This window comes from Bdellovibrio sp., assembly GCF_036384735.1.
In the GTDB taxonomy this organism is placed as follows: Bacteria; Bdellovibrionota; Bdellovibrionia; order Bdellovibrionales; family Bdellovibrionaceae; genus Bdellovibrio.
This window is the reverse complement of sequence record NZ_DASVLT010000010.1, coordinates 19,256-31,942: the sequence shown is the minus strand read 5'-3', so window position 1 is coordinate 31,942 and position 12,687 is coordinate 19,256. Positions and strand designations below refer to the sequence as shown.

At 45.0% G+C, this 12,687-nt stretch carries 15 protein-coding genes; 8 read left to right on the top strand and 7 right to left on the bottom strand.

The window, feature by feature from the left end; all coding sequences use genetic code 11:
- Window positions 1-119: 119 nt before the first annotated feature.
- On the top strand, window positions 120-1,001 hold the full coding sequence (locus VF412_RS02770) for a hypothetical protein (protein WP_331337674.1): 882 nt from the start codon (window positions 120-122) through the stop codon (window positions 999-1,001).
- A gap of 11 nt (window positions 1,002-1,012) precedes the next feature.
- On the opposite strand, the gene hutH is transcribed toward VF412_RS02770, so the two are convergent.
- Together hutH and VF412_RS02760 are read right to left on the bottom strand one after the other, a co-directional pair.
- Window positions 1,013-2,548: a histidine ammonia-lyase gene (hutH, locus tag VF412_RS02765; RefSeq protein WP_331337673.1), complete on the bottom strand. Its 1,536-nt coding sequence runs from the start codon at window positions 2,546-2,548 to the stop codon at window positions 1,013-1,015.
- A 166-nt stretch (window positions 2,549-2,714) separates the two neighbouring features.
- The gene (locus VF412_RS02760) at window positions 2,715-3,266 is read right to left on the bottom strand and encodes an outer membrane beta-barrel protein (RefSeq protein ID WP_331337672.1); all 552 of its coding nucleotides are present in this window, start codon (window positions 3,264-3,266) and stop codon (window positions 2,715-2,717) included.
- A 128-nt stretch (window positions 3,267-3,394) separates the two neighbouring features.
- On the opposite strand from VF412_RS02760, the gene VF412_RS02755 reads away from it, so the two are divergent.
- Window positions 3,395-3,907, top strand: coding sequence for an NUDIX hydrolase (locus tag VF412_RS02755; RefSeq protein WP_331337671.1), 513 nt, complete (start codon window positions 3,395-3,397; stop codon window positions 3,905-3,907).
- Here VF412_RS02755 and rpe read toward each other — a convergent pair.
- From rpe to lptG, 4 genes are all read right to left on the bottom strand, one after another.
- Window positions 3,853-4,515 (bottom strand): ribulose-phosphate 3-epimerase, encoded by a 663-nt coding sequence (gene rpe, locus VF412_RS02750; RefSeq protein WP_331337670.1) that lies wholly within the window; start codon window positions 4,513-4,515, stop codon window positions 3,853-3,855. The two genes, VF412_RS02755 and rpe, sit on opposite strands and share 55 nt — an antisense overlap.
- Window positions 4,516-4,579: 64 nt before the next feature.
- Window positions 4,580-5,527 (bottom strand): methionyl-tRNA formyltransferase, encoded by a 948-nt coding sequence (gene fmt, locus VF412_RS02745; RefSeq protein ID WP_331337669.1) that lies wholly within the window; start codon window positions 5,525-5,527, stop codon window positions 4,580-4,582.
- Window positions 5,528-6,139: a peptide deformylase gene (def, locus tag VF412_RS02740; protein ID WP_331337668.1), complete on the bottom strand. Its 612-nt coding sequence runs from the start codon at window positions 6,137-6,139 to the stop codon at window positions 5,528-5,530.
- A gap of 57 nt (window positions 6,140-6,196) precedes the next feature.
- Window positions 6,197-7,276, bottom strand: a complete 1,080-nt coding sequence (gene lptG, locus VF412_RS02735; protein WP_331337667.1) for an LPS export ABC transporter permease LptG — start codon at window positions 7,274-7,276, stop codon at window positions 6,197-6,199.
- 49 nt (window positions 7,277-7,325) lie between these two features.
- On the opposite strand from lptG, the gene VF412_RS02730 reads away from it, so the two are divergent.
- From VF412_RS02730 to VF412_RS02710, 5 genes are read left to right on the top strand one after another with little or no spacing between them, the layout of a single operon-like run.
- Window positions 7,326-8,438 (top strand): response regulator, encoded by a 1,113-nt coding sequence (locus tag VF412_RS02730; protein ID WP_331337666.1) that lies wholly within the window; start codon window positions 7,326-7,328, stop codon window positions 8,436-8,438.
- A 43-nt stretch (window positions 8,439-8,481) separates the two neighbouring features.
- Window positions 8,482-9,306, top strand: coding sequence for a carboxylating nicotinate-nucleotide diphosphorylase (nadC, locus tag VF412_RS02725; protein WP_331337665.1), 825 nt, complete (start codon window positions 8,482-8,484; stop codon window positions 9,304-9,306).
- A gap of 2 nt (window positions 9,307-9,308) precedes the next feature.
- Window positions 9,309-10,058, top strand: coding sequence for a biotin synthetase (locus VF412_RS02720; protein WP_331337664.1), 750 nt, complete (start codon window positions 9,309-9,311; stop codon window positions 10,056-10,058).
- 8 nt (window positions 10,059-10,066) lie between these two features.
- A complete protein-coding gene (locus VF412_RS02715; RefSeq protein WP_331337663.1) occupies window positions 10,067-10,615 on the top strand; it encodes a thioredoxin family protein in 549 nt (182 codons plus the stop codon).
- Window position 10,616: 1 nt separating this feature from the next.
- Window positions 10,617-11,153, top strand: a complete 537-nt coding sequence (locus VF412_RS02710; protein WP_331337662.1) for a GyrI-like domain-containing protein — start codon at window positions 10,617-10,619, stop codon at window positions 11,151-11,153.
- Between the two features lie 33 nt (window positions 11,154-11,186).
- Here VF412_RS02710 and VF412_RS02705 read toward each other — a convergent pair whose 3' ends face one another.
- Window positions 11,187-11,327, bottom strand: coding sequence for a hypothetical protein (locus VF412_RS02705; protein WP_331337661.1), 141 nt, complete (start codon window positions 11,325-11,327; stop codon window positions 11,187-11,189).
- Window positions 11,328-11,338: 11 nt separating this feature from the next.
- On the opposite strand from VF412_RS02705, the gene VF412_RS02700 reads away from it, so the two are divergent.
- On the top strand, window positions 11,339-12,661 hold the full coding sequence (locus VF412_RS02700; protein WP_331337660.1) for a hypothetical protein: 1,323 nt from the start codon (window positions 11,339-11,341) through the stop codon (window positions 12,659-12,661).
- The last annotated feature ends 26 nt before the right edge of the window (window positions 12,662-12,687 follow it).

The following is a 12,687-nucleotide window of genomic DNA, read 5'->3' as shown; positions in this document are numbered from 1 at the left end:
TACCAAAGCTCTAGAGACATGACCAATGAGTTGCGCCGCAGCAACAAACTTAGCTTAAGACCGACCTGTCGCTATCGTGAGTCACGGCACCATGTTATTCTTCTGTACCGAGGAGAGTGATGAGAAATCTCAAATTGTCCTTCGCAGGTTTCTTGATGGGCACGGGCCTTTCAAGTTTCGCGTGGGCCGCTGAATCTGTGAAAGAGACGATTCATTGGGGCATTCCCAGTGAGTCCTCTATGAAGCCTCCCATGGAGTTCAAGACGAAGCCTTTGGCTGGCAAGGACAGTTTTATGTTGGAACTTCTGCGCACAAATCTTCCTTCTTATCATCACGAATACTTTACCGGAAATGTGCAGCGTATTTTGATGGAGATCCAAAAGTCCAAAAATACCTGCTTTACTGTGAGTCTGGAAGACCGTTCTCGTCTTGAATACGCCTATTGGACACCCTATGCAATTTTACCCCCGCCTATTTTTGTCACTCGCAAAGATGTTCTGCCAAAATTGAAGCTTCATGATGGAAAAATCTCTCTTATGGAAACTTTTGAAGATCGCAAATTAAAAGGCGCCACAGGGTATGCCCGTTCATTCGGACCCGAGATTGACGCCTTGATAAAAAAGTCAAAGGACAGCAATCTACAAAGATCGTCATTTGATTTCTTTTCGCAAAACGTCCTTGAGATGATTTCCACAAATCGTATCGATTACACGATCGAACATCGCTTCGTTTACAATCAATACAATCGCTCTAATCAATTTCCAAATTTAGCGGCTTTGCCGATCATGGAGGCCAGAAATCCCCTGACAACATACGTTGTCTGTTCAAGAAGTGCCTTTGGTCATACGGTGATCGAAAAAATCGACCGCATCATTCGTGAAAACGTTGATACGGCCGAATACAAATCAAAGAATATGCTTAATAACTTTGGCGATGCTGACTTCGAATTGGACGTGAAGAAGTTCGCTAAAGAACGCGCTAAGAAAGCCACTATCGAATAGTGGCTTTCTGCCTACCACTCAAGTTCGCCTACAGCGCCTTGGATCGCCTTCATGATTTCTCCCGAAGACATGAGTGCTTTAATTGCTTCAACATCTTTCGAGAAAATACGATCTTCTTTTGCAAATGGAACTTTAGTGCGGATTAAATCGTGAACAGCTTTCACTGCCGCCGTCGGTTTCAATGGAGCCAGCAAATCCAAAGCTTGAGTCGCCGACAAGAGTTCCATGGCCACAACATTTTCAGCATTACGCAAAATCTGATTGAACTTACGGGCAGCAATCGTTCCCATAGACACGTGATCTTCTTTTTCCGCAGATGTCGGGATTGAATCCACGCTAGCCGGATGAGCTAGAACTTTATTTTCACTCACCAAAGAAGCCGCCGCCACTTGCACAATCATATGACCTGAATTTAAACCACCATTTGGTGTCAGGAATGGTGGAAGCTCACTCATTTGAGTCGAAATCATTTTAGAAATACGACACTCGCTGATACTTGCTTGCGAACTTAAAGCAATTCCCGCGAAATCCATAGCATGTGCCACTGGCATTCCGTGGAAGTTACCGCAAGAAAGAACTTTATTTGCGTCAGCAAAAACCAATGGATTGTCCGTTGAGGAATTCGCTTCTGTCTCTAGAACTTTCACCACGTATCTTAGAGCATCTTTCGCAGCCCCATGAACAGCCGGCATACAGCGAAGTGAATATGCATCTTGGACTCGGTGATCTTCCGTCAAATGGCTTTCACCGATAGGGCTTGATTCACCCATAAGTTTGATCAGGTTGCGCGCGGTTTTTGCCTCGCCTGGATGAGGACGACTTGCAGAAATCAATGGGTCAAAAGCTTTGCGTGAACCGCGAAGACCTTCCAAAGACATTGCACCGGCGAGATCCGCCATCCACAACAAGCGACGTGTTTCCCATAACGACAGAAGCCCAATAGAAGTCATCACCTGACAGCCATTGATCATTGAAAGACCTTCTTTGGCCTTCAGCTCTAACGGTTTGATATTTTTCTTTTGCAAAAGCTCTGTCACGTGAACAGGTTTACCCTCGGGTCCCCACGCATCGCCTTCACCAATGATTGTCAAAGCCAGATGAGACAATGGAGCCAAGTCACCGCTGGCCCCTACTGAACCTTGCGACGGAACAACAGGAATGATGTCATTATTCAGGAACTCTAGAATTTTTTCGACAACCACAGGACGAATACCGCTGTGGCCTTTGGCCAAAGCATTCGCACGCAACATCATCATCGCACGAGTTTCAGTTTTCGTAAACGGAGCACCAACCCCCATTGAGTGAGAGCGAATCAAATTTCTTTGTAGCTGTTCAATTTCAGAGTCAGAGATACGCACGGAAGAAAACGCACCAAAACCTGTATTCACCCCGTACATCACTTCGCCGCTCGCGATACGACCCTCGATGTAGTCACGGGATTTTTGCATTTGCGCTTTTGCTGAAGGAGCCAGTTCCACCTTTTCAGATGGATTGTGGGCCGCCGCATAGAGGTTTTCTAAAGTGATATTTTCACCATTGATCTGCATAGTCCGAACTCCTAAAATAGAGTCGGCATCCTAGCCCGAAGGACCCCGAAAAATCACGGCGTACCTGCGTGTCCTGCTATGCGTTGAAATAAAAAAGGATGGCTTGTGACCATCCTTTTTCAACTCCCTGAAGCACAAGAAGATTTGATTAAATTTTAAGCAATTCTTAGAACACCAAAGGCAACGAAACCGACAACATCACGGATTCATCTGTTGCACTCAAACTTGTGCCATCAGAAGGACCTCCGCTGACTTTCGTCAAGTTTCCTTTGATGTATTCCGCATTCAAAGAAACAAATGGAAGACCTGTGAAGCCTACGCCAATTTTAAAGTTCGTACCCTTCAACGATCCACTATAAGGGCTGTCCAATTTCAACTCGTCAGAGAAACCATAACCAACCCAACCTCTCAATAAGATCGGCAAATCAAGACCCACAACACCGTAGTAAGTATTGTGTTTCAAAGAAGCATTTGAACCTGAATCTGGTTTATAATCACCGCTCGTTCCGAACTGACCATCAAGCCCCAACCACAACATCACTGGAGTTTTATACGCCAAACGAAGTCCCAAATTGACGGCATCAGTTTTACCGTTAATGGATGAGACGTCAGATGTTTTTCCCATCTCGTAACCCAAATATGGTTCAAGCATGATATTAGCGTGTGCAACGCCTGTGAAGCCGAGTGTAAAAGCCATTGCTAACAACAACTTCTTCATATGTTCTCCTTTTTGTAACCCAAAAATATTTAAGATTCCTTTACAATTCTGAAGAGAGGCCGTTAACAGGTCAACGAATACTCAATGAGTTTTGTTTTCTCTATACCGCCCTAAGACCAGGAGAATTCATGTTAGCTTATAAAGACGACAAAGACTTCTATGAATCCCTTCCCCGCAAACGCATTGGTGTGGGCGCTTTATTGTTTTATAAAAACCAACTGCTTGTTCTTCAACCCAGTTACAGCAATGAATGGGTTTTACCTGGAGGCACGGTCGAAGCCGAAGAGTCACCGCTTGAAGGACTTTATCGCAGCATCAAAGAAGAATTAAAGCTTCAAATCAGTCCCACCCGATTGATCGCCATTGATTATATTCACAATCGCGATGTGAAAGGCGAATACATTCAATTTCTTTTCGAAGCAAAAGAACTCACCGAGCGCCAAGCACAAGGTCTGCAACTTTTAAAAGACGATTTTAAGGAATTCAAATTCGTCGACCTTGAAGAGGCCACAAAATTATTAACGGCGAATGCAGCAAAAAGGTTAGAAAGTGCTTTGATCGCCTTGCAAGACGGCCAAGTCACTTCCTATTTGGAAGACGGTAATTTGGCTTCTTTTAGAGCGGAAATGGCTTTGCTATAATCCTGGCCAAAGACGTAGCTTCCCGCCACGAACACATCTGCTTCGTGGCAAATTTGTGCGGTTTCAGCGTTAATACCACCATCGACTTCAATCAAACAATTCAGGTTCTTATTCGAAATTTCCCTGCGAAGAGTGGCAATCTTAGCCACTTGATCGTGCATAAAGGACTGACCACCAAAGCCAGGCTCTACAGTCATTACCAAAACCAAATCGCATAATGGCAGGAGTGATAATACCTTGTCCACAGAAGTGCGCGGACGAAGTGTAATCCCCGCTTTTGCACCAAAACTGCGAATGCTTTTTAAAACTGCCGCAGGATCTTTTGTCGATTCCACATGAATCGTTAAATAATCTGCACCAGCTTTAATAAATTGTTCAGCGTATTTCTCAGGATCATCGATCATCAAGTGCACATCAAGTGGTAGCGGCGAAACTTTCTTTAAAGACTTTACTACAGGAATGCCAATGGTGATGTTTGGAACAAAGTGCCCATCCATCACATCCACGTGAATCCAGTCTGCCCCCGCTTGAGCCACGGCTTTGATTTCTCTTTCAAGATTTGCGAAATCTGCACTCAGAATAGAAGGAGCAACTAGTTTAGAACTCATTTAAAAACTCCAGCTGCAAGCGCAAGGAGGAAGCATCATTGTGGATGGAGTTTTCCAATAAGCGCTAGACACCGATTTTATCTCCTGGTTTTAGATCATGACCTTTAAGAAAATCTGCTACCTTCATACGATTGCGCGACTCGGGCTGAACTTCATAAAGTTTCAAAATACCTTCACCTGTTGCAACAGAAATATGATCTGGATTCACAGCCACGATAGTTCCCGGCGCTGCTTTCGTCGGTTCACTGACAGGAGTGGCTTTATGAAGCTTTAACTTCTTACCTTGAAGAATTGTGTACGTGCCTGGGCCATATACAAAACCACGGATTTTTCCATCGATGGCTTTTGCAGATGCGTTCCAGTCCACTTCGGACTCTAATTTGTCTATTTTACGAGCCACTGTCACCTGCGACTCATCTTGCGGAATCGGCGCCAAGTTACCGCGCACATAGTCCATCAATTCTACTCGCAAAAGATCAGCGCCAAGAACTGCCAATTGATCATGCAATTCCATCGCCGTCATTTCCGGATGGATTGTGACTTTGCGAATGCCGATGATGTCACCTGCATCCAACTTTTTAACCATCTTCTGCAATGTCACGCCAGTTTCGGCATCACCAGCTTCGATAGCTCTTTGAATGGGAGCAGCACCACGCCAACGTGGCAGAATAGACCCGTGAACATTCACGCAACCGAATGGAAATGAATCCAGGAACGCTTGCGTAAGGATTTGACCAAAAGCCACCACGACGCCGACTTCAGCGCCCCAGGATTTGATTTCTTCATTCATTTCAGGACTGTTTTTCAAGGACTCCGGCGTAAGCACTTTCAAATGATGTTCAAGGGCCAGAACCTTCACCGGACTTGGAGTCAACTGCAGCTTACGTCCCGCAGGACGATCCGGTTGAGTGACCACGCCTACGACTTCGAAATGATCGTCTTCAAGAAGCGCTTTCAAAGATGTGACGGCAAATTCCGGAGTACCTAGGAAGCAGACGCGGACTTTACTCACTTAGACTTCCAGTTTTTTTGAGTCAGAAGACTTCTCTTTGTCGCCTTCTTCTTCTTTTTGTTTTGGAGGATAACCGTGTTTTTTAATTTGGCTTTTGATTTTGTTGCTCTTCACGAAGCTCAAGTGGTCGATGAACAATGTTCCTTCCAAATGATCTAACTCGTGCTGCATGCAAATACCAAGAAGACCGTCAGATTTTACGCGGAACTCTTTGCCATTGACGTCGAAGGCTTTCAGTTCAACCACAAGGTTGCGCTCGACAGTTTCGAAATACCCAGGAACTGACAGGCAGCCTTCGTCAAAAGTTGTTTTACCTTCACCCTTAACGATCTCTGGATTGATCAAGATCAACGGTTGTTGAACTGCTTTTTCCATTTCGGTCATGTCTTCGTCTTTGTATCTGCGACCTTTATCATCGCGAGGACGAGTATCGATCACCACCATACGAATAAGCTCACCCACTTGAGGAGCCGCCAGACCAATACCGTGAGCGTCGTACATTGTCTCGATCATGTCATCGGCAAGTTTTTGCAGATGGGGACCAAACTCAGTCACCGGCTTCGAAACTTCGCGAAGTCGTGGATCTGGGAAAGTGAGGATTTTCATGATCATAGATAGCTCTCCTTAGAGCCTTAATATAACAGAGTCTGCCCAAAAAGGCCAGATACACTACCGCTTTAAACGCTTTAGAAGCACCAAGGCCAAGGCCGCCATAATCATATTCGGCGCCCAAGCTGCCACCAAAGGAGGCAAAGTCCCATGCTGTCCTAATGTGATTCCTGAGGAGTATAAAACGTAATAAGCGAAAACCAGTGCCAAACAAATCCCCACATTGAGCATCGTGCCCCCGGAACGAGCGCGACTGACGCTGAAAGGAATACCCAACAGACACATGACCAGGCCGGCAAAGGCGAAACTGATTTTCGAGTGATAATCGACTTCATAAGCCACAGTATCGAGGCCCGCGTCCTTATTTTTTTGAATGAAGTGCTCAAGCTCTTTTTGTGACATCATGTCGGCAGTTTGCCCCGCGCTCTGCAAATCTTTCGAGTTTTCTGCCATCACGATACTTTTATCTTTGAACTGCGTCGAAAGAGGAAAGCTTGAATCTTTGCTAAATACCGTCACTGTTCCGTCATGCAAAATCCACTGTGTTCCCTGAATATCCACATCGTGGGCCGTCATCATTTGCACCAAGTCCCAGGCATCGTTGAACACATACATGGTCATACCCTGGGCATGATCTCCGGAAGGACTTAACGTTTTGATATTAAAAATCGCATCTTTCGTGCGGTACCAAATTTTGTTGGTCTTTACCGTCGAAAATAAATGCGGCTGTTTCTTAATATCGTAATAGAAAATATAATTCTTTTGCTTGATGGCCGCGGGAATCACGCGATCCCCAGCTGCGTACCCCAATGCCGATAACACGATCACCCAGGAAAGCATCGGCAAAGAAATTCGGAAAAGACTCATCCCACTGGCAAATAACGCAACGAGTTCGTTGGCTTTATTGAGATTTGTTAGCGTTAAAATTACGCCGAGCAAACAGGCCACAGGCAAGAGTTTTTGAATGATTTCAGGGAACGAATACAGGTAGTAATTGAAGAGAACTCCCGCAGTTAACCCCTTGTAAGCAGCTAAATCCGAAAGAGCGTTCACCGCCATGAACAAGGTCAGGAAAATCAAAAGGGCGCCGAGAAAGTAGCCCCAAAAAAGCCATGATGTATAACGATCGATGCGGTTCATACTGGTATTATGTCTTGACTCAATGAGAAAATACTATTTAACTTTCCTTATGGCTTTACGCGTCTTGCTAGCAGATGAGAGTTCCACAATTAAAAAGGTCATGCAACTGGCTTTGTCAGACTTCGGTGTCGAGGTGAAGTCTGTGCCCGTGGGCCTTGATGTTTTGCCGGTCGCCAAAAGTTTTAAACCCGACATCGTTTTCGCCGACGTTCTTTTAGCCAAACGCAATGGCTATGAAGTTTGCCACGACATTAAGCATGATCCTGAGACCGCAAAAGTTCCTGTTGTTTTGATGTGGAGTGGTTTCATGGAGGTAGACGAATCCAAGGTCCAAGAATCTGGAGCCGATGGCCGTCTTGAAAAACCCTTCGATGCTGATCACTTGCGCAACCTTGTGAACAACCTGGTTCAGAAAACGAAGAACAATCCTGTTAGCAATTTCTTGAATTTCCCTGATATGCCAGATTTTGAAGAAACTCCGGCAGAGGAAAATCAACAGCCTGCTTCTCAAGATGACATCTACGCGATTCCTGAAGAAAGCGGAACCGGTTTTGCCATTCCTGCAAATGCCGCTGCCTTGGAAGAAGAGCATCATCCACTGGATATCCCAGGAGAAGAATTCTCTACAGTTCCACTGACAACACCAAAAGCGGAAGAGGAGCACGATGAGGGCGGCTGGGCTCATCAGGATTTAACAAAATTCAAAATCAATATCCCTACTGAAGCTGACGGCAGTGATTTTGCTTCTAAGTTTGTGATTCCACAAGATGACGAGCTTTCAAACGCTCACATCGAAGTATCTGGTGATTTCGAAGAGATCAGTTTCCATGAAGCAGAAGCTATGGGACCTGATTTGGCTCAAAAGAAACCAGCAGTGACTCCGGCACAGCGCCCACAAGCTGCGACAGAGTCTCTCGTTACTAAGGTTGAAAAAACCGTTAAAGATCAAATGATGGCCTCTTTAAAAAAGGGCCCTTCTGCTGCTCAGCCCAATACTCAATCTCAAGGTGACATGAAAGCCGATATGATGGAAAAGATTGTTCGAGAGGAAGCTCGCGAAGTGATCGAATCCATTTGTTGGAAAGTCATTCCCGAGATTGCTGAACGCATCGTACGCGAAGAGATCAACAAGATCCTGCGCGATACTGAAAAATCCATCTAAGGCAACACGTCCTCCTCTCGCGCTTTGTCTGTGAGAGGATCCTATGACTCTACTTGAACTTATTCGCGCCGCTATCAAAGAAGACATGCCTAATGGCGATGTCACGACTGAATCCCTAGCATTAAAACCTCGTCAAGGTCGCGCTCGCTTGAAAGCAAAGGAAGACATCGTTCTTTCCGGCGCTGCTGCTTTTGAACAAACAATGCAACTTCTTGAACCAAACTGCCGCGTGAAGTGGCACTTTGAAGAAGGCGATCAAATCTTGAATGGTCAAATCATCTGCACCATCGAAGGCGATCTTTTGCAAATCCTTAAAGCCGAACGCGTGGCTTTGAATTTCTTGGGGCATCTTTCTGGTATCGCGACACTGACTCGCAAATTCGTAAAGCAAGTTGAAGGAACGCACACGAAAGTTCTCGATACTCGCAAGACAACGCCAGGCTTTCGTGATTTGGAAAAACGCGCCGTAGTTCACGGTGGTGCTTACAATCACCGTATGAACTTAAGTACTGCGATCTTAATCAAAGACAATCACATTTCTGTGATGGGTGGAATTAGCAAAGCTATTGCTCGCGTTCGTGAACATTCGAACTTACCGATTGAAGTTGAGACTCGCACATTGGATGAGGTGAAAGAGGCGATTTCAATGGGTGCGACTCACCTTCTTTTGGACAACATGAACAACGACATGCTGAAGCAAGCTCTCGCTTTGATTCCCGAGGGAGTACAAACGGAAGCCAGCGGTAACATGAATTTGGAACGCATGCGTTCTGTGGCTCAGTTGGGCGTGACGTATATTTCCGTAGGCGCCTTGACTCACTCGGCTCCGTGTGCGGATGTCAGTTTGATCTTTGCTTGGGAAGAGTAATAATGGATACACCTATTGCTGACATTAAAATTGGGGATGTGACGGCTCGTTGGGCCGAGAACAATCACCTTTATGTTTCTTACGAAAGACAACAAGAAAGTACAAACAGTCTTGCTAAAGAAGAGGCCTTTGCGGAAAGCATGTTGGAAGAATCTTTAGCCTTGTATGTGACAGATCATCAAACTGCGGGCCGTGGTCGTGGCAAAAACACTTGGGTGGATGGCCGTCCCGGCACTTGTCTTTTAAGTTCGTGGTCTTACCTGTTAGGGGTAAAACCTCAACCGACCACTTCATGTTTGATTGGCCTTGCCGTATATCGCGCCTGCGCGACAACATGGCCATTCCTTGATTGGAATTTGAAAGCTCCGAATGACATTTATATCGGCGACAAAAAAGTTGCCGGTATTTTACTTGAGAATGTTATTCAAGGCGATGAAGTGCGTTTGATCGTAGGACTTGGTTTCAATGTCACTGCCTCACCGGAAGAAGTGACAACGGCTACGAGCCTACTTGAAGAGTTGCCGATGGGTGCTCCCCTTTTAGGACAAGACTATTTGGCATTCTTGGATCGTCTTTTATTTGAAATGACAGATGCGGTTTCTCATGCGGATGAGCAATTAAGTCCTACAGATCAATTGTCTTTGCTTTCTGCTTTGAACCTTCATCCTTTATTGAAAGAAAAATACACAGGCATGGAAGCTGACGGCAGTTTGCTTATTGGCGACAAAAAAATCAGCTGGATGACTTTGTAGGAGGCTTCATGGCGACGACATTTACTCCGTTCCCAGACATTGGAAATGCTTGTCCTGAATTCACTCTACCGGCTGTGGATGGAAGAACTTATAGCCTGAAGGATTTTTCAAACGGAAAGCCTTTGGTTGTGGTTTTCATCTGCAACCACTGTCCTTACGTGAAAGCCATCGAAGATCGCTTGATCACTTTGGGCTCTGATTTGAAAGCTCAAGGTGTAAACGTTGTGGCCATTTGTTCTAACGATGCCGCCGATCACCCGGAAGATTCATTTGAAAATTTGCAAAAACGTGCGAAGGAAAAAAATTATTCCTTCACGTACTTACATGATGAATCCCAAGCTGTCGCACATAAATTTGGCGCGGTCTGTACGCCCGATTATTTTGTTTACGATGGCTCATTGAAATTAACTTATCGTGGTCGCCTGGATGACTCCTGGAAAGATCCCGCAAAAGTAACTAAAAGAGAATTATATGAAGCGGTTCAAGTTCTGCTCAAGAACGGAATAGTTTCTGATGACCAAACAGCCTCTATGGGCTGTTCAATTAAATGGAAGTAGTATGAGATATATTTTGTTATTTGTTCTGGCAGCGATCGTTGGTTTTGGCGTTTATCTTTCAACTTACCTGGGGGCTTACAGAAATGTTGATATCTCTCAGATGAATCAAGGTCCGTTCAAGACAGTTTATATTGATCACGTCGGCCCTTATCACAAAGTGAATAAAGAAATCGAAATCGTTGAAGGCTTCTTCAAAAATAAAGGTCAGCCTTGTGCTCGCACGTTCGGAGAGTACCTTGATGATCCACAAACTGTTGAAGAGGCTCGTTTGCGTGCTCGCGTAGGTTGCTTGGTTGAGAATCCACCTGCAACTTTGCCTGAAGAATTCAAAGTGGGCGAAATTCCGGGCCGCAATTACGTTGTCGCTGTGTTCTCTGGCTCTCCAGGAATTGGACCGTTGAAAGTGTATCCTAAAGTAGCCGACTTCATGAAAGATCATTCTTTGAAGCAAGATGGCCCCGTGATTGAAATTTACGAGATTCATTCCATCACAGAGAAAAATGCCATGACGACAACCTACTTGTTCCCGGCTAAATAATCTTATTTCGCGACGGTGCTTAAAATGTGCCTCCTAGACCTGCCGGAATTCCCGCAAAGCTGGAATCCCGGCAAGAGTTTCTGCCGGGATTTCGGCAGCCCCCCTCTTAAAAGCACCAGAATTGATTTGAATTTCCAATTTAATGGCACCTTCGATGCTTTCTGTATCAGGCATAGGAGGACATTATGAAAATGTTCAAATCAAAAACCATCAAGTTTGCCCTTGTTTTTTCAAGTTTGACTTCAGCCATCGCCCCTTCCCTTGCACAAGCTGATCTCGACTATCTCTCTCCGTACACACGCGGTGACAGCCGTGATCAAAAACCTCCAGAGGTTGAGTTGCCAAACAGTATTGAATCATGGCTTGCAGAAAAACTAGCAGCGGGAATCGTTGGTGCTGCTGGCGCACAAATCTTTAATGAGCTCGAAAAAGGATTAGGTCTGGAAGACAAACAAAGCCAAATCCTCGATTTATTGAATCAAGTGATCGGCAGGCTGGATGAGATTCAGAAAACTTTAAGCCGTATTGAAACAGAAATCAAAATCGCTCGTTACGAAACAGGCATGCGCCCCATCGCAACCGCATGGGAGGATTTTTCAGTCCAATTGCAGTTTATTTTAGATCAAAATAAACTGGCCTTAAAAAATATGAAGGACGGGAAAGTTATCGATCCTGCCGCCGCCCAGAGGATTGCCAACAATATAAAAGCTGCCGAAGATAAAATTCTGGCGACAGGTACGTCCTTAATCAGTGCAATTCACGCGAACTTTACTCCGCAATCGGATCTGGAGCCTTTGCAAAAAGTGTTTGCGCAGATTCAGCGTGATAACAACCCGATTATTGATCCGACCTACTTTAAAAACGTCAACGACCAGCTTGAAAAATATCGCTCATATCAAATGCTCGCTTTGGCCTTGATGGTTGATATTCAACGCAATCGCAATCAGCCTGAAATGGTCGCAACATATTTGAATATCTTACTTCCTAATATCCGTAAGGAAACAATCGTCTACCCAGAAAATGCTTTCTTCAGTTTGCCAAAAACCGTGAAGCGAGTGATGGATGGTCAGGCCGTGTACGATGTTCCCCAGAATCTAATTTGGAATTTTGATTTCATCACTTACACGTCCACAACTCAATTCTATAACTATGCAAGTAAGAGAGCCCCTGGGGTTCCAATGCCTCCAACAGGAAACATGGTCTTGAATCTTCTGAATGAAAAAGGTTTACCACAAGCACCCTTCGCAGAAAGCGCAAAGAAAATAGGTTTCAAAGCACCTTCTATCGACGCTCAGAAAATGATCGTCCTTTGGGCTTGGCAAGATTGTGATCGCGGTGGAGTTGACTGTGTGGACTTCTATACATGGTTCGGGAACGATCAAGACCCACGCAGCTTTATCTATACGGATGGTGAATATCAATTCAACCGAGTTCGCTCTGATAAACACATGCCAATGGATATTTTCAGATCTTTGGGTGTGATTCCGGTGAACGAATTAAAAGAGTAATGGAGCAGGACTTCCAAAAATGAAAA